Annotated in this window: 14 protein-coding genes; all 14 read right to left on the bottom strand. The window is 45.2% G+C overall.

Annotation, left to right across the window (positions count from 1 at the left end; translation table 11 throughout):
• Window positions 1–337 precede the first annotated feature (337 nt).
• Window positions 338–1,099: a class I SAM-dependent methyltransferase gene (locus J6578_RS04810; protein WP_287950111.1), complete on the bottom strand. Its 762-nt coding sequence runs from the start codon at window positions 1,097–1,099 to the stop codon at window positions 338–340.
• Window positions 1,099–2,574, bottom strand: a complete 1,476-nt coding sequence (locus tag J6578_RS04815; protein ID WP_093091171.1) for a sigma-54-dependent transcriptional regulator — start codon at window positions 2,572–2,574, stop codon at window positions 1,099–1,101. The genes J6578_RS04810 and J6578_RS04815 overlap by 1 nt, the downstream gene beginning before the upstream one ends.
• A complete protein-coding gene (locus tag J6578_RS04820; protein WP_100150347.1) occupies window positions 2,567–4,141 on the bottom strand; it encodes a two-component system sensor histidine kinase NtrB in 1,575 nt (524 codons plus the stop codon). Before J6578_RS04820 ends, J6578_RS04815 begins: the two co-directional genes overlap by 8 nt.
• A 12-nt stretch (window positions 4,142–4,153) precedes the next feature.
• The gene (parC, locus tag J6578_RS04825) at window positions 4,154–6,466 is read right to left on the bottom strand and encodes a DNA topoisomerase IV subunit A (RefSeq protein ID WP_287954009.1); all 2,313 of its coding nucleotides are present in this window, start codon (window positions 6,464–6,466) and stop codon (window positions 4,154–4,156) included.
• 347 nt (window positions 6,467–6,813) lie between these two features.
• Window positions 6,814–7,992, bottom strand: a complete 1,179-nt coding sequence (gene ftsZ / locus J6578_RS04830) for a cell division protein FtsZ (protein ID WP_093091177.1) — start codon at window positions 7,990–7,992, stop codon at window positions 6,814–6,816.
• A 113-nt stretch (window positions 7,993–8,105) separates the two neighbouring features.
• Window positions 8,106–9,341, bottom strand: coding sequence for a cell division protein FtsA (gene ftsA / locus J6578_RS04835; RefSeq protein ID WP_093091348.1), 1,236 nt, complete (start codon window positions 9,339–9,341; stop codon window positions 8,106–8,108).
• Window positions 9,342–9,392: 51 nt separating this feature from the next.
• Window positions 9,393–10,163 (bottom strand): cell division protein FtsQ/DivIB, encoded by a 771-nt coding sequence (locus J6578_RS04840; protein ID WP_239427927.1) that lies wholly within the window; start codon window positions 10,161–10,163, stop codon window positions 9,393–9,395.
• The gene (locus J6578_RS04845; protein ID WP_093091181.1) at window positions 10,147–11,058 is read right to left on the bottom strand and encodes a D-alanine--D-alanine ligase; all 912 of its coding nucleotides are present in this window, start codon (window positions 11,056–11,058) and stop codon (window positions 10,147–10,149) included. The genes J6578_RS04840 and J6578_RS04845 overlap by 17 nt, the downstream gene beginning before the upstream one ends.
• A 63-nt stretch (window positions 11,059–11,121) precedes the next feature.
• On the bottom strand, window positions 11,122–12,531 hold the full coding sequence (murC, locus tag J6578_RS04850) for a UDP-N-acetylmuramate--L-alanine ligase (protein WP_287954010.1): 1,410 nt from the start codon (window positions 12,529–12,531) through the stop codon (window positions 11,122–11,124).
• Window positions 12,532–12,610: 79 nt separating this feature from the next.
• Entirely contained in the window at window positions 12,611–13,678 is a 1,068-nt protein-coding gene (gene murG, locus J6578_RS04855; RefSeq protein WP_093091183.1) for an undecaprenyldiphospho-muramoylpentapeptide beta-N-acetylglucosaminyltransferase, read from the bottom strand.
• 36 nt (window positions 13,679–13,714) lie between these two features.
• Window positions 13,715–14,869: a putative lipid II flippase FtsW gene (ftsW, locus tag J6578_RS04860; RefSeq protein ID WP_093091185.1), complete on the bottom strand. Its 1,155-nt coding sequence runs from the start codon at window positions 14,867–14,869 to the stop codon at window positions 13,715–13,717.
• Entirely contained in the window at window positions 14,866–16,212 is a 1,347-nt protein-coding gene (murD, locus tag J6578_RS04865; RefSeq protein WP_239427964.1) for a UDP-N-acetylmuramoyl-L-alanine--D-glutamate ligase, read from the bottom strand. Before murD ends, ftsW begins: the two co-directional genes overlap by 4 nt.
• Window positions 16,213–16,284: 72 nt before the next feature.
• On the bottom strand, window positions 16,285–17,370 hold the full coding sequence (mraY, locus tag J6578_RS04870) for a phospho-N-acetylmuramoyl-pentapeptide-transferase (RefSeq protein WP_239427929.1): 1,086 nt from the start codon (window positions 17,368–17,370) through the stop codon (window positions 16,285–16,287).
• A 148-nt stretch (window positions 17,371–17,518) separates the two neighbouring features.
• Window positions 17,519–18,877 carry a UDP-N-acetylmuramoyl-tripeptide--D-alanyl-D-alanine ligase gene (locus J6578_RS04875; protein ID WP_287954011.1) on the bottom strand — a complete coding sequence of 453 codons (1,359 nt, stop codon included), beginning with the start codon at window positions 18,875–18,877 and terminating at the stop codon, window positions 17,519–17,521.
• Window positions 18,878–18,895: the final 18 nt, after the last annotated feature.

The following is an 18,895-nucleotide window of genomic DNA, read 5'->3' on the forward strand; positions in this document are numbered from 1 at the left end:
CTTTTTTAAACTAATCAACAGGACTTTGAAATAACAGTTTAAGTTTTTGCCAGAATCCCATTGTTGTATAGTAATTTAGTCTGCTATTCAAATTCCATTCTCTTTGTTTCATTTTTGCCATTAGACATGCTAAGTCAGACATTTCAGCTTTCAATTTTTCATGTTCAATATTTAACAGATTGAATTGTCAATATTGAAAATTTAAAAAGATAGTTATCCTTCTCAATAATGAAATTGATCTTATGCCCAGACTTTTCTAGCCATTCGTCATTCTCTAGTATACAAAATATATTGTTTGCTAAATAATCCTGATCAATAAAAATTTTTCTTGCTTAAACTATAAAGGTATATACCCGTCAAATCGCGTGGTTTTGCCTAAATATTGAAACGCTGGTGTTTTTTCTGCCAAAACCACACCATTAGCCGGCCGTTTTACCACAACCCGCTTTCGGGCAAACTTTTGTGCGGCCAGCAGTAGAGCCTGATCATTATCCGCATCAGCAGTACCCAGTAATTCATGAAAATACGCCATTTCTTTTTTTACCGCTGCTGATTTCTGCTTTTGTGGGTACATTGGATCCAGATACACCACATCTGGTAAGGGTATCTGTTTTTGCGTTGGTTCCAACAAATTAATACTGCCATAATGCAGATTAATCCGCTGTGCTATCGGTGCAGTCTGCTCATCTGCCCGTGCACGCTGCAAACCATCTGCCAACAAGGCATGAACATAGGGATTGTGTTCAAACACCACCACATCTAAACCCAATGATGCCATTACAAACGCATCACGGCCTAAGCCTCCGGTAGCATCCCATACAAGTGGCTGATTTTTAGCCTGAACCGCGCGTGACAGTAATTCACCCCCACCAAACAGACGCCGGTGCCGTGCCGTACCCTGTACAAAATCCACACGCACTACTCCCTTATACCCCGCTTTAGCCAGAGCAAGGCCACTTTCTTCGTAAAGTAAATACAACCCTTGCGCAGGTGGCTGCGGCTGATAATGTAGCTTTTCAGCAGTGAACAAATTCTTTAAGTGAATAGGCAGATTCGTTATGTCTACTACCTGACCAGTTAAAACCAGTGGTTGCATCATCAAACAATACCCAATCGTTCCATCCGGTAACGCATCGATCGAAAGCTGATACCCAGTAATTTGGCCGCCTGTGTGCGGTTGTAGCGGGTTTGTACCAATGCCTGCTGCAAGATGTGTCGTTCTATATCGTCCAGATAATCCTGTATCTGAGTGTGTCCAAACTGAAAATCCTGAGGCGATGCATGACTATCTGACGATAAGTTGCTGCTACTGTCGGAAAACGCCGTATGCTGTGCCTCCAGTTGGTGACTATGAATCTGTAGATCATCAACCTCTATAACCTGATTTTTGGATAAAGCAATCGCTCGTTCCAAAATATTTTCCAATTCCCGGAAATTGCCCGGGTAGCTGTATTGCAATAAGGCTTTTTCAGCAGCGACAGTTAAAGTCATGGTTTCACCGTGCAAAATTCGTTGCAACAAAACCTGAATCAATTGCGGCAAATCATCACGTAACTCACGCAAAGGTGGCATGGTAATGGATACCACATTCAGACGGTAAAACAAATCCTGACGAAATTGTCCCGACTCAACCAAAGTATTCAGATCTTTATGTGTTGCACAGATAATACGCACATCAACCTGTTTTTCTTCCATCTCACCAATCCGGCGTACAGCACGTTCCTGAATGGCGCGCAACAGTTTAACCTGCATTGATAATGGCAAATCTGCTACTTCATCCAGAAATAATGTCCCGCCATCCGCATGTTGGAAAAAACCTGCCCGATCGGCATCAGCACCTGTAAAGCTGCCTTTTTTATAACCAAAAAATTCACTCTCCATCAGTGCTTCTGGTATGGCTCCGCAATTTACAGCGACAAACGCTTTATCTCTGCGTGCCGATAGCTCATGAATACTGCGTGCTGCCTGTTCTTTACCACTACCAGATTCCCCTGCGATATATACCGGTACATTACTTTTGGCCAGTTTACCAATAAGTTGTCGCACTTCTGCGATTAGCGGTGAACTACCCAGTAAGCGCTCACATACAGGTGTTTCGCTGGCTTTGTCAGAAGTTGGTTCATTTTTCATTTTTTTATCAGATTGTTTTGGTGCTGATGCTTGTTTGCTGATTGGTTCGATTTCCACTGTATTATTAATGGTTAGCACAGACTTAACCAGAGTACGCAGTTGTGCTAAGGTAATTGGTTTTTGCAGATAGTCGAAAGCACCATTTTTCAGCGCCTCTACAGCCTGTACGGCATTGCCGTAAGCTGTAATCACAGCAATCGGAATATCCAGATTATGGGCAGTAATATAATCAACAATCTCCAGACCGGATCCATCCGGCATCCGCATATCTGTGAGCACCAGTGAAAAAGTATGGTTACGTAAAGCCTTTTTAGCTTCAGCCACACCTGCAGCTGTTTGTACAGATAAACCCATTTTAATCAGGGTTAATTCCATCAAATCACGAATATCGGCTTCATCATCTATCACCAGTACCGGCTTCTTTAAATCTATTTGATTATTCATCAACCATCCTTGGCAACGTCAGTTCAAATCCATTCAACTGCGGGCAATAGCTTAACTGGCCATGATTGGCCTGAGCAAGTTCACGTGCGACATACAGCCCCAGCCCCGTCCCGCTGGCTTCAGTGGTAAAAAATGGTTCAAACAAGTGTAGCTGGTTTTCAGCACTCACTCCGGCACCATTATCTATTACTGTAATCGAAATTTTCTGCTGCGCCTGTCTATGGATAATTACACGAATTGCCTGCTTATTTTGCAAGCTATGGCGCCATGCATTATTCATCAGATTCCATAAAATCTGTTGCAGATGTACTGAGTCGCACCAGACAATTAAATGATCAATATCGATTTCCAGCTGAATACAATTTGCTGCCTGCGGCTTAATCAACAAAAACTCCTGCATAAATGCAGACCAGAAAACGCACAAATCAATTGCCTGCTTATTTTTTTTATCTCGCTTATTCAGCATACTGATATCTTCAAGCATTTTATCAATACGACTGATATTCTTATCCACAATTTGAAACAGTCTAAGCCGTGCCAAATCGTGCTCTTCTTCCTGTAATAACTCATTAGCCTGACGTACAGCCGACATCGGGTTACGGATTTCATGCGCCAGATTGGCCGTTAACTGTCCTAATGACGCAAGTTTGATTGCCATAGCTTCCTGATCGATTTCCGTACGAGAGCGCATTGACAGCATCAATAGAGGGATATTGGCCTCCTGTAATAGTCGTGCATGCACTCGCATCGGCCAACCATTCAGTGTGCAGTTCATCTCAAAAATATCTTTCTGTTCCGTATGCCAATAGTGCATTATCCGGCTGAATATTGTTGTGCGTGTATCTGTCATCAATATCGGAAAATAATTTTGTGCCTTACGATTAACTAACCACACCAGACCACTCTCATCCAGTACAACCACACCTTCCTGTACATAATTGAAAGCACGATCAAGTAAATGACGGTAACTATCCAGCATTTGCGATTGCTGATATTGCAAGCTTTGCGAACGCACCAGTGAAGTAGCGGCATAGGAGGTCAACCCGGCCACGAAATAAGCAGCAGCTATCAGCATGATGGCTATAGTACAAACCCGCATACCGATATTTTCAAAACCACTGTGACTTATCTGCAAACCGGCGATGATAACGATCAGTAAGGTGACATAGCCTGCATAAATCATCGGATAGCGACCACGGCTAAACAGACAAGCTGAACCAACAAATGGCAGCAGCAAAATACCGAAACCACTATCCACACCCCCACCCATGCTCATCAGCCAAGCAATCATGGTAATGTCTACAGCCGCATTAACATTCGGTAACGCATCCGTCTGATTCTGCCAGCGCGGTACCAGCATAGAAAACAATATCAGAAATCCATACAGTATCGCCCAGCTATAAAGTTCAATTGTATTGAATATAGGCCCGGTCAGATCCGGCTCGTCCATGCTCCGAGTCAGTACGTAAAACGTCATAATCGAAAACAGCAGACTCATGCGGGCAATATTGAGCAAGGCTGAAAGCCTGTCCAGATACTGCGGCCAGCTATTTATACGATTTTTCATACCGGCTTAATTTCAGTTATTTAAATCACCATGTATAGCAACAATATTACCCGTAACACTTAATTCTTTGCCTTTATGTCCACGTTTGTTACTGATATCCTGCACGCGTAATACCTCCTGATGACGTCCGCCACGTTTACCCTGTGTTTCCAGCATAAATTCTGCGCTATCCGATAGAACAAGATAATGTAGATTCTCATCTGTCGGCAAACTCATAATCTGCAGGCCACGGCCTTTGGTCATAACCTTCAGTTCATGCAGCGGGAAAGCCAGCAGACGATTGGCACTAGAAACGGCAATAAGCTGAGTGTTACTGGTCACAGCCAGACTATCAGCCTTAACTGGCTGTGGTGGCAACAATGTTTCATCGCCATTAACAGTCATTACTACCTTACCGTTTTTAGTACGGCTAACCAAATCCTTGAAGGCAACCACAAAACCATATCCACCACTGTTGGCAAGCACATAATGCTGATCAGGTAAGGCACTGAGCATAGCCACTATTCTTGCGCCTTTATCCAGTTCAATCAGTGAGCTAGCCGGTACACCATCACCGCGTCCGCCGGGAATGCTAGCTGCATCCACACTATAGGCTCGCCCATGTGAGTCAAGTAATATAACCGGCCATACCGTACGTCCTTCTACAGCCTGCAACAGGCCATCGCCTTCTTTGAAAGTAGTCTGACTCAAATCTAGATTATGCCCAACCCGTGTTTTCAGCCAGCCTTTCTGGGACAGTATCAACGTTACCGGCTCATCAGCCGTTGTCTGAGTAAGTGTAGCTCGTTCAGCAGGTTGAATTAGCGTGCGACGCTCATCCCCATAAATTTTGGTATCAGCCTCAATTTCCTTAATAATCAGACGTTTTTTAGCTTTTTCATCCTCTAATAAGGTAGTTAACTGTTCCCGCTCTTGTTGCAATTTGTTCAGTTCAGTTTCCAGCTTAAGCCATTCCAGTCTGGCCAACTGGCGCAAACGTATTTCCAGAATATCATCGGCCTGTATTTCGCTTAAGCCAAACCTAGACATCAGTTCATGTTTTGGTTCATCTGATTCACGGATAACGCGAATAACTTCATCAATGTGCAAGAAAACCGTCTGCCTGCCTTGCAATATATGAATGCGTTTTTCTACCTGCTCCAATCGGTATTGCAAACGTCGGGTTACAGTCAGGATACGAAAATCTAGCCATTCGCGCAAAATCTGAGATAAATTTTTTTGTGCCGGCTTATTATTCTGCCCCATCATAACCAGATTAACCGGCACATTACCTTCGAGGCTAGTTTGTGCCAGCAAGGTATTCATAAACTCTTCTGGTTTCAGACGACTGGATTTAGGCTCAAACACTAAGCGCACAGGATCCTGCCCGTCTGACTCATCACGTACCTTTTCCAATAGTGATAGCATCAGAGTACGCGTATTTTGCTGCTCCTGCGTCAGATTTTTTTTACCAGCCTTCGGTCTTGGATTAGTCTGTTCTTCTATTTCTGCCAGAATTTTTTGCGCAGATGTACCTGGCGGCAATTCGGTAACTATAGCACGCCAGTGTCCGCGTGCCAGTCTTTCAATTTCATAACGTGCACGCACCCGAATACTGCCCTTACCTTGTGCATATATTGCCTGAATATCTTCCGGCGCCGTAATAATCTGTCCACCACCGGCAAAGTCAGGGCCAGGCAAATATTGCATTAATGCCATTGTATCCAATTCTGGCTGTTTCAATAGTGCCACAGCAGCAGCACTGACTTCACGCAAATTATGAGAAGGAATTTCAGTTGCCATTCCTACTGCAATACCAGAAGCACCATTGAGTAATATCATTGGTAACCGCGCCGGCAGTACTGTAGGTTCAACAAAGGCACCATCATAATTGGGAATAAAATCCACTGTACCCATGTCGATTTCTGACAACAGTAATTCAGCAATCGGAGTTAATCGTGCTTCGGTATAGCGCATTGCCGCAGCACTGTCACCATCGCGGGAGCCAAAATTACCAATCCCATCAATCAGAGGGTAGCGCAAAGTAAAGTCCTGAGCCATCCGCACCATAGCATCATAAGCAGATGCATCACCATGCGGGTGGTATTTACCCAGAATCTCACCCACCACACGTGCTGATTTCACTGGCTTGGCTCCATGTACCAGTCCCATATCCTTCATCGCATACAAAATGCGTCGTTGTACTGGTTTTTGGCCATCCGCGACATCAGGCAAAGCTCGCCCTTTTACCACACTCATAGCATAGGCAAGATAAGCACGTTCAGCGTACTGTCCCAATAACAGATAATCGTCACCGCGGTCTGGCTGTTGGATTACTTCACTCATATCATTCTGACTTCACTAAATTTTTATCTGAAACAGATTACTCAGGCTATGTATTGTAAAGGATTTCTGTCTTATACCCAAAATTGTCAGATTCTGGTTTGCTTACAAGGTAATGGCTTCAGCAGCACAAAAATAGATATTGATACATTAAACCGATTGGCAATATTCATTGCTATACAGATTCTGCCGCACAACTTATCGTATATTTGTACAAGAGACACAAATTTCCGGCGTTAAATACAATTTCTGTTTTAACAGTATATTTCCTGAATAAATACTATTTATATTCAAACAATGAAAAAAGCTGTCCAGAATTTATTCTGGACAGCTCTGATATTGCTGAAATATTAATCAGCCTGTCGACGGATGACCGCCGGAATTTCAAAATCATCCAGCACAGACTGATTAGAAAAATCTGCAGCAGCCAGATTCATGCTTCGCGCACTGCGACCAGAGCGCACTACGCTACCAATATCCGGATAGACATCGTCTGTACCAGTAGACTGTACAGTTTGCAATACACGTAGATTGCTTGACTGCTGATGATGTAAAACTTTCTGCTCCTGTAAACCAGTAGCAATAATGGTTACCCGGATTTCGCCCTCTTCCATACTTGGATCTTCAGATGTGCCGTATTTCAAGGCTGCATCATCATGCGCATACTCATCGATCATGCACATAACTTCCTTGTATTCAGACATTTTCAGGCAACCCGGAGCAGTAGTAATGTTAACCAGTACACCTTGTGCGCCATCTAAAGTCACATCGTCCAGCAGAGGACTAGCAATAGCCTGTTCGGTTGCAATACGAGCACGGTCAACACCATGTGCACTACCTGAACCCATCATTGCCATGCCCATGATGCTCATCACGTTTTTCACATCGGCAAAATCCAGATTTATAATACCCGGATTAGTGATGACTTCGGCGATGCCTGCTACTGCATTGCGCAATACATTATCTGCCGCACGGAAAGCTTCACGCATACTTACGTCTTCGCCCAGTGCTGACATCAGCTTGTCATTTGGAATAACAATCAGAGAATCAACGGTATTTTTCAGAATTTCAATCCCGTTATTAGCCACCTGAATACGTTTACCTTCATATTCAAAAGGACGGGTGACTACTGCAACAGTCAGAATACCCATTTCCTTGGCCAACTCTGCCACTACTGGCGCAGCACCCGTACCGGTACCACCACCCATACCTGTAGTGATAAATAGCATATTAGCGCCACGAATGGCATCCGACAGTGATTCACGATCTTCCATCGCGGCATTACGGCCAATTTCCGGATCCGCACCAGCGCCGAGACCACGGGTCAAATTATTACCCAGCTGAATACGTTTTGAGGCCTTACTGTTTTGTAAAGACTGTGCGTCAGTATTGGCACTGATAAATTCAATACCAGCAACCGCATTATCAACCATATTGTTAATCGCATTACAGCCACCGCCACCAATACCAATTACTTTAATAACAGCAGATCCAACCACTGTCTCTACAACATCATATACCAATTGCATTCATGTCTCCTGACAAACCTGTGCATAAACGTCATCGACCTTTGTATAACTATCATTATATAGACATTTATACACAATGCGCAAAAATTCTGTCATTTAATATTTGAGTTAAGTTAAAAATTGTTCTTGAACCAAGCTTGTAATTTCCCAATCCATGACTCTTTCGGCTCGGTAGCAGCAGCTACTGGCATATTTGTTTTATTTTCATCTTCGTAGGCGGCCTGCAACAGACCAATTGCAGTGGCATAACGAGGATTGCGGATCCGTTCTGATACACCACCCATTTCCTGCGGTACGCCTATACGTGCCGGCAAATTAAATACGTCCTCAGCCAGTTCCACCATACCGGGCAATAGTGATGCGCCTCCGGTTAGAACCACACCGGAAGTCAAAACGTCTTCCGGGAAACCAGAACGACGCAATTCATTTAATGTCAATTCCAGAATTTCTTCCACACGCGGACCAATCACACTGGCCAGTGTGCGACGGGAAATTTGGCGCGGATTACGGTCGCCCACGCTGGGCACCTCAATCATATCATCCAGACCATCCATGGTAGCCAGTGCCACACCGTGATTGATTTTGATGTATTCGGCAGCACTATGCGGTGTACGTAACGCCTGAGCCAAATCTTTAGTAATTAAATCACCGGCCACCGGAATAACGGCGGTATGCCGGATAGCACCATTGGTATACACGGCAATATCTGTTGTACCACCACCAATGTCAATCACACACACACCAAGGTCTTTTTCATCTTCAGTCAACACAGCCTGACCACTGGCCAGAGGCTGTAAAATCATTTTACTGATTTGCAAACCGCAACGATTGACACATTTCTGGATGTTCTGCATGGCAGTTACTGCACCAGTGATAATATGGATACGCGTATCCAAACGCACACCACTCATACCAATTGGTTCTCGCACCCCAGGCTGATTATCAATGATAAATTCCTGCACCACCGTGTGCAGAATATCATGATCAGGCGGAATATTCACAGCCTTAGCCGTTTCAATTGCACGGTCTATATCAGCTTGACTGACTTCACCATCCTTGATTTTCACCACACCCTGTGAATTGAAACTGCGAATATGATTACCAGCAATACCAGTTGTAATACAGTCTACCGGTACATCGGCCATCATCTGCGCTTCTTCCATAGCCTGTTTGATTGCCTGTGCCGTGGTTTCGATATTAGTCACCATACCAGCTTTCAAGCCACGCGATGGTGCCTGTCCCAAACCAACAATGTGAATTTCGCTGTCGTCCTGTACTTCACCAATAAGGGCGATTACTTTTGACGTGCCGATATCCAATGCACTGATGTATTTTTTACCTTTAACCATGGTCATCACTTTAAATTCAAATAATCAATCGGTCGGTCCGTATCAGTCCAGTTATGCTCCATGCTGATCAATTGCTGCGGCAGCATCTGTTATATTAACACCAGCTGGTTCTGAAACAGTTCTATTTTTGTACCTTAGCGCAAAACCATCCGGATAACGCAAATCCACATAATCAATATTACTGGCCTGATTCTGCAAAACCTGCTGCCACGCCCAGACAAAGCTAGCCAGACGCTGCTCTACTTTTTCCCGTCCAAGTCGCAGGGTAATACCGTTAGTTAATATCAGCTGCCAAGCAGAACGGTCACTTAATTGCAATTCTTGAACATGCAGACCGGTCGGTTGCAATAGATTTTCAAATGTTAACAAATGTACAGTCATATAGCGAGCAGAACCGGTGGTTCCAACAAGCAAAGGCAACTGATCCTGAGCTACTGCATTAAATATCCGCCCGTCCATATCGACCAGTTGCTGTGTATTCCAGCGCGCTACCGGTACCCGCTCTTTAATATCCAATTGCACCGTATCCGGCCATATTCGCTTTACCTGAACCTTGGCTACCCATGGCAGCTTAGCCAGCTCCGCCTGCGCAGCATTTACATTCACCGTAAAAATATTACCTCGCAAATACTGACGGCTGATTTTTTCAATTTCAGTTGACTGCAAATGCTTCAGCGGTTGTAAAACCTGAATCTGTCGCACCGGAAAATAAGGTGAATGTACCACCCATGTTCCACCTGCTGCCAGCAGGCAGAATAATACACACACATATAACCAGCGATAAAGCCGTTTTAAGGCTTGCGCATTATCCCAAAGTCGCATGACTTAAAATTTCAACACACAAATCTTCAAAACTCAAGCCAATTTCACGTGCAGCTTTGGGCACCAGACTGTGCGCAGTCATACCGGGCACAGTATTTACCTCCAGAATATAGATAGTGCCATCAACATCACGCAAGAAATCTACCCGCCCCCAGCCACGTCCGCCCAGTGCTTTAAAGGCGCGGGCTGTTAAATCACGCATATACTGTTCATCTGGCGCGGTCAGATCGGCTGGGCACAAATATTTAGTATCATCGCGGTGATATTTAGCTTCATAATCATAAAATTCTGTTGCCGGTACAATACGAATACTCGGTAAAACCTGCTCACCAAGAATCCCGCAGGTATATTCACCACCTTCAATTGCCCGCTCAGCCAGAATTTCACCGTGATACTGTTTCAGCTGCTGATAAACCTGTGCCAGTTCACCAGTCTGTCTGATTTTAATCACACCAACACTACTACCCTCTGCCGCTGGTTTGACAAACAATGGCAAGCCCAGTTCTTTTTCTACTGCCGCAAAATCACTGTCATCCCGCAATACGATAAACGGTACACAAGGCAAACCAACACCTTGCCAGACCAGACGGCTACGAAACTTGTCCATACCCAAAGCACTGGCCGCCACGCCACAGCCAGTATAAGGAATACCTAAAGCTTCGAGCGCACCCTGTACTATTCCATCTTCACCATAAGAACCATGCAGAATATTAAAGGCTCGGGTAAACCCAGAACTGACCAGCTCAGATAGTGGGCGCTCAGATGGATCGAAAGCCTGCGCATCGATACCGCGACTTTGCAATGCTGTCAGAATTGCCGCTCCACTTGCCAGTGAAACTTCGCGTTCACTGGAGAAGCCACCCATCAGCACAGCGACTTTACCAAAATCATTCATTATTGTAATTAATCCTGTTTTTCTTTTTGCGTCTTCAACCTAGATAAAAATAGGCTGTCCGCACTATACCGCAGCAATACCCGTAAGCATAGCCGGTACCTTATTAATACTGCCGGCACCCATATTGAGCAAAACATCACCATCTTGCAACACATTTAATAAAGTAGACGCCATTTCGTCTACGTTTGCCACATAAATCGGTTCAACTTTACCCAATACCCTAATTGCGCGCATCAATGCTTTACTGTCTGCCGCCACAATCGGATCTTCACCAGCAGCATATACCTCAGTTAATACTACACCATCAGCTTTACTTAATACCTGCACAAAATCCTCAAAAAGGTCTCGTGTACGTGTATAGCGATGAGGTTGGAATGCAACCACCAGACGACGCTCAGGATAAGCACCACGTGCTGCTGCTATGGTTGCAGACATCTCTACCGGATGATGACCATAGTCATCAATCAGCAATGCCTTGCCTCCTTCCGGCAATGAAATATCACCGCATTGCTGAAAGCGGCGTCCTACACCAGCAAAACTTGCCAATCCAAGCTGAATAGCCGACACCGGCACGCCAATTTCCAGCGCCACACCAATCACTGCCAGTGCATTGAGCACATTGTGCTGTCCCGGCATATTAACCGTTACATTAAACGGTTCAATGCCCTTTTTGCGGGTATGCACATCAAAATGCATCTGCGCACCACAAGCAACAATATTAGTTGCATACAAATCAGCACTGTCATCAAGTCCATAAGTCACAAAAGGTTTCTGGATCTGCGGTAATATCTGGCGCACATGTTCACTGTCAATGCACAGAAAAGCCTTGCCATAAAACGGCATCCGATGCACAAAATCCACAAACGCCTGATGCAGCTTTTCTACATCGTGGTCATAAGTATCCATGTGATCGGTATCGATATTGGTAACTACTGTAAATAAAGGCGTTAAATAGAGAAATGACGCATCCGATTCATCTGCTTCAGCAACAATATATTCACCTTTGCCCAGCTTGGCATTTGTGCCGGCAGCAGTTAACCGGCCACCGATTACAAAAGTCGGATCCAGTCCGGCAGCCGCCAGCACAGAAGCCGTCAAACTAGTAGTAGTGGTTTTCCCGTGCGTACCGGCAATCGCAATGCCACGGCCAAAACGCATGACTTCTGCAAGCATCATAGCACGCGGGATCACTGGAATTTTCTGTGCCAGTGCAGCCACAACTTCCGGATTATCTTTTTTAACAGCCGTTGAAGTAACTACAACATCAGCCCCAATAACATTTTCTGCACGGTGACCAGAGCAGATACGTACACCGATTGCCTGTAAATGCCGAGTTGCTGCATTATCAGCCAAATCAGAACCACTGATCTGATAACCCTCATTATGCAAAACTTCAGCAATACCACACATACCAGTACCCCCAATACCCACAAAATGGATATGGCGGATACGGTCTTTCATATTTTCTTTCATACTGTATAACTTTTCCTGCTAATCCAGACTTCCGGCTGGATACTCGGCCAAACATCCTGCAAGCCGACTCAATCATAATTTAATGGATACTAGCCACGGCTGCCGCTGCCACCTTAGCTGCACTATCTGGCTGTGCCAGTGCACGTGCCTTAGCCGCCATCTGCAAACATCGTTCGCGCGATAAATCTTTCAGTACAGTCATTAACGCCTGCGCATTCAAACCACTTTGCGGCAATAACACAGCAGCACCATCCTTAACCATAAACTGCGCATTAGCAGTTTGATGATCATCAACAGCATGGGGATAAGGTACCAGAATTGCCCCTACTCCGGCCGCTGTTAACTCGGCAATAGTCAAAGCTCCGGCACGGCAAATCACCAAATCAGCATCACGATAGGCAGAAACCATATCCGTGATAAATTCAACACATTCAGCATTGACGCCACACTCAGCATAATTATGCTGCAATTGTGCCAGCTTATTGCGTCCAGACTGATGCATCAGCCGCGGACGCTGTGATACTGGCAATAAAGCCACTGCCTGCGGTATAACCTGATTCAAAACATCCGCACCCAGACTGCCACCAACCACCAGAATATTCAACACACCCTGCCTGCCGGCAAAGCGTTGTTGTGGCGGTGGCAATGCAGCGATATCAGCCCGTACCGGATTACCAACCAGCCCGTTCTTATTAGCAAATACCTGTGGGAATGCATACATTACCTGATTAGCAAAATGCGACAGCATCTTATTGGATAAACCGGCAATAGCATTCTGTTCATGCACAAGCAGTGGCAAACCACATAACTTGGCTGCTATCCCCCCCGGGAAAGTAACAAAACCACCAAAACCAATTACCGCGTCTACACCATGTTTGCGAATGATCTGCCGTGCTGCTGTAATAGTCCTTAGCAGCGTAAACGGTAATAGCAACTTACGTTTCAGCCCATTACCACGAATACCTTTTATGGCCAGCGTTTCCAGCGGTATGTCGTACTGTGGTACCAGACGTGTTTCCATCGCACCAGCACTACCCAGCCAGACAATACGATGCCCCTGCGCCTGCAATGCCTGAGCAACAGCGAGCGCTGGAAAAATATGCCCGCCTGTTCCGCCTGCCATGACCATAAAGGTTTTTACACTCATTGTTTTTTCGCCAAGCCAAAAATATTCTGTGATTATTTAAACTTTAAACCCACGCATGACGCGCCGATTCTCATAATCAACCCGTAACAGCAAACCCACACAAATTAAAACAATCATGACGGCCGAACCACCATAAGACAACAAAGGCAGAGTAAGACCCTTAGTCGGCAAAAGGCCAATATTCACACCAATATTAAAAAAACTTTGTATACCAATCCAAATACCAATGCCTTTTGCCACGAAAGAACCATAAAACAGTTCCAGATCACGCGCCTGTTTACCAATGGAAAAAGCACGAATCATCAGCCAAATGTAACAGAACATTAATACCAGAATACCCACAAAGCCAAATTCTTCCCCGATAACCGCCAAAATAAAATCCGTATGCGCCTCAGGTAAATAAAAACGTTTTTCCAGACTGGCGCCTAATCCTACACCAAACCAACCACCACGCCCGATTGCCATTAACGAATGCGTCAGCTGATAGCCTTTCCCCAGCGGGTCTGCCCATGGATCAAGAAAACCGGCAATACGAGCCATACGGTAAGGTTCGAACAAAACCAACATAATCATGGCCAGTAAACCAAATCCTACTACAGCCATAAACCAACGAAACGGCAAACCGGCCAAAAACAGCAAACCAATAGCAATAACAGAAACAACCACAAACGAACCAAAATCCGGTTCCAGCATAATCAACCCCAGCCCAAGCCCTATTGGAATACCGGCAAACCAAACCTTTTTGAATTCTTTCAGTATCTCAGCGCGCCGAGTAAAAAAACTCGATAAATATAAAATAATGGCCAGTTTGAAAACCTCTGTGGGCTGAATATTGATCATTCCCATATTAATCCAGCGTTTGGCACCATTAATTTCCCGCCCCATTACCAGCACCACAATCAGCAGCATAATACTGAATAGCAACACCAGTGGAGTCAATTTTTTCCAAGTACGCAAAGGAATACGAGCCGCTATACAGCCGAAGACACCCCCACTCAATAAAAAAACAGCCTGACGAATCAGATAAAAATAGCTACTGCCACCATCATGCTGTGCATAGGCAATTGAAGCCGAGTACACCATAATCAGGCTAAAACTCGCCATCAACACCACCATCCACAGCAGTGACTGGTCAAAAGTATCGCCGCGCCGCAACAAATTACGATCCAGCAGACGTGATTCAGTAATCATACTGCGCCGTCCTGCAACTGTTGAACACTGGCAATAAATACTTCACTGCGGTGTACATAACCCTTAAACATATCATAACTGGCACAGGCAGGGCTCAGCAGAACAATATCTCCCGGGTGCGCCAACGCAAAAGCTCGTTTAGTGGCCTGAGGCAAATCATCACAATATTCTACTGGATAAGTAGTCTCTGCCAGAGTAGTGCCCAGTTGATGAGCATCCACCCCAATCAGCAAAACAGCACGTGCCTTATCGCGCAATGCAAGCCGTAAAGGAGTAAAATCCTGTCCTTTTCCCTGTCCGCCTGCAATTAATACAATCGGCTTATCCAGCCCCTGCAAAGCGGCACACGTAGCACCAACATTTGTCCCCTTGGAATCATCAATAAATACCACACCATTGACTTCAGCCACTTTTTCTACCCGATGTGGCAAACCCTTAAATGCATGTACATGCTGGAGTAATTGCAACCGTGGTAAACCAATAGCTTCGCATAAGGCGAATGCAGCCAATACATTGGCTGCATTATGCGTACCCTGTAAAGACAATACATCATAATCCAGTAATGGCTCATTACCCGCACATAACACACCTTTATTAAGCCAGAAATCAGTAACCTGTTGTAAAGAAAACCACTTCACCGGACGATCATGTCGCAGCATCGCACGACAGAATACATCATCAGCATTTAATACCTGAATGGCCTGACCACGGAAAACCCGATCCTTACTATGGGCATAATCCAGCAAATCATCATAACGATCCAGATGGTCTTCTGACACATTCAGTACTGTGGCAGCAGACGCATTCAGACAGGGCGTGGTTTCCAGCTGAAAGCTCGATAACTCCAGCACCCAGACATCGGCAGCCTTACCAGCACGCTCCATATAGGCTTCAAGTACCGGCGTACCGATATTGCCAGCCACTACCGTATCCAGCCCACACTGTGCGCACAGAAAACCCACCAGACTAGTAGTAGTAGTTTTACCATTAGAACCAGTAATAGCAATAATTTTACTATCACTATCAGTAAGCAAATCAGCAAGAATCGCCACATCACCCAGCACCACACCGCCGGCACGTTTAAAAGCAACGATAGCTTCATCACGCTGACTGATTCCGGGACTTAAGGCCAGCACATCATACTGATACTGCCCGAGCACAGCAGCCAATTCACCTGTATGAATATCAACCTGATAGCATCCTGAGACTGACTGTCGTGTCTTTTCGTCTGGCTGAGCATCATAAGCGGCCACATCAGCACCCGCCTGTGTCAAAAATGCCAGCATTGAAACGCCTGTACGTCCCAGCCCTGCAACCAAAACCTTTTTATTACGCCAGTCAATCATGGCTCAGTCCTAGACTCATTTTCAATTACAATATCAATCAAGATACTATCTATTATATTCCTGTTACCACTAACGAATTTTCAGCGAAGACAATCCCACCAATACCAGCATCATAGTAATAATCCAGAAACGTACAACAACTTGCGTTTCTTTCCAGCCTTTCTGCTCAAAATGATGGTGAATCGGCGCCATCAAAAAAATACGCTTGCGCCGTAACTTGTATGACCCTACCTGTAACATGACAGACAAAGCTTCAACCACAAATAAGCCACCCATAATCACCAGCACAATTTCCTGACGCACAATCACCGCAATTGTACCCAGTGCTGCACCCAGTGCCAACGCACCGACATCGCCCATAAATACTTGCGCCGGATAGGCGTTAAACCATAGAAATCCCAGACAGGAACCACAAACGGCAGCACAGAAAATCATCACTTCATTGGCACCGGGCACATGCGGCAGCTGCAAATAATGGGCAAATTCAGCATGGCCGCTAACATAGGCGAAAATAGATAAACCGGCAGCCACCAACACTATTGGAAAAGCAGCCAGTCCATCCAAACCATCAGTCAGATTGACTGCATTAGAAGTACCAACAATCACAAAATAAGTCAGAACCACAAAGCCAATACCACCCAGCGGATAAGTAATTTCCTTGAAAAATGGCACAATAAAAGTAGTTGTTGAGCTTAAGTGTGCAGCATAAAACAGCACCAGACCGGCAATCAGCGCCACCGCGGACTGCCATACCATTTTAAATTTAGCCGAAACACCGTGCGGATCCTTATAGACTACTTTTTTCCAGTCATCATAAAAGCCCAAAGCACCAGTACTCAGCATCACCAGCAAAAGTACCCAGATATAAGGATTAGCCAAATTGCCCCATAATAAAGTTGTTACAGTAATGGCCATTAAAATCAGCGTACCGCCCATAGTCGGCGTACCCGTTTTGATCAGATGAGTTTTAGGACCATCATCGCGTACGGCCTGCCCCACCTTGAGCTGGGTTAATTTACGAATCATCCATGGCCCGAATGCCAGACTCAAGCCCATAGAAGTGAGTGCCGCCATCACAGCACGAAAAGTAGTATATTGAAATAAATGAAAACCATTTATCCAGTAATGAAAAAGTTCTGCTAACCACAACAGCATGGTTGTTTTCCCTTGCCACGGACAAAGCCATGACGGTTAATCTGATAATCACTGCTGCCCGAATGAAAACAGTCATTCAAGGCAGCCTGAACCGCACAAAACGGTATTCTAAGTTGTTCAATCCAGCTTGACGATAACTATCTACAGCTTATTCTTGCGTCAATGCCTGTACCACATCTTCCATATGCATAAAACGCGAACCTTTCACCAGAATAGTAGCCGTCTGCTGATCCCATGCACGTAAATCGTCAATCAGCCTGCTTCTGTCCTGATAAAGCGCTTCTGCAACGCCATAAGCTTCTGCCGCATACTGACAATTGTCACCGATAAAAAAAGCAGCCTCTATGCCGCGCTTTCTGATATAAGCACCGACTTCAGCATGTAAAGCAGGAGCATTACTGCCCAGTTCACCAATAGCACCCATAACAATAATCCTTGGCGCCGCAAATGCAGCCAGAACATCAATAGCAGCCTTGAACGCATCCGGATTGGCATTATAAGTATCATCAATCACAAGAGCACCATGAACACCGCGTTTCTGTTGCAATCGACCCTTAGCATTTTCAAACTCATTGAGTCCGCGCAAAGCCGTCAAAGGCAAACCGGCTGCCAGCGCCAGTGCACAGGCAGCCACAGCATTGTGCACCATATGCAATCCCGGCACCGGCACCTGTAAATTAATTACCCCTTGCGGGCTATGCAAATCAAAACAGATACCTAAAGGCTGCAAGACAATATTTTCAGCATGTACATCTCCCTGCTCCGTACCAAAACAGATATAACGCTTATCACGTAAAGCAGCAATGCAAATAGCAGACTGACTATCATCAGCAGGAACAAAGCCAATTCCATCCGCACCCAAACCCTCATAAATTTCACTTTTAGCACGGGCAATATCAGCCACATCTGCAAAACCACAGCCGATATGAGCACGCAAAGCATTATTAACCAGCGCATAGTCCGGACAGGCCAGACTGGTTAAATAACCTAGTTCACCGGCATGATTCATACCCATTTCAATTACCGCATAGCGGTGTTGTGGCTGTAGCTGCAACAACGTTAATGGCAAACCAATATGATTATTGAAATTGCCTGTAGTGGCCAGAACAGCTTCGTTGCCGGCATAATGACGCAAAATAGCCGCCAGCATTTCCTTTACAGTGGTTTTACCGGCCGAACCAGTAATACCAAAAACCTGCAATGCCGGATTAACCGCCATTCGCCAAGCGTGAGCCAGCTGCCCTAATGCCTTCTCAGTATCTGCTACTACCAGACAATGCGCCTTATTTTGACAGTCATCCCGACTGACAATACATAACCGAGCACCCTGAGCCAATACCTCATCAATGAAATCATGACCATCAAAGCGTTCACCCTGAATCGCGACAAACACATCGCCCGGCTGAATCTGACGGCTGTCAATAACCACCCGCGTTACCGGCTGATTAGCGACAGACAACACCTGTCCAAAAGCTTGATAAATAAAATCCAGATCTAAATTGAGCATGTTCTACCAACAGTTACA

This window comes from Snodgrassella sp. (assembly GCF_024103505.1).
GTDB lineage: Bacteria > Pseudomonadota > Gammaproteobacteria > Burkholderiales > Neisseriaceae > Snodgrassella > Snodgrassella communis.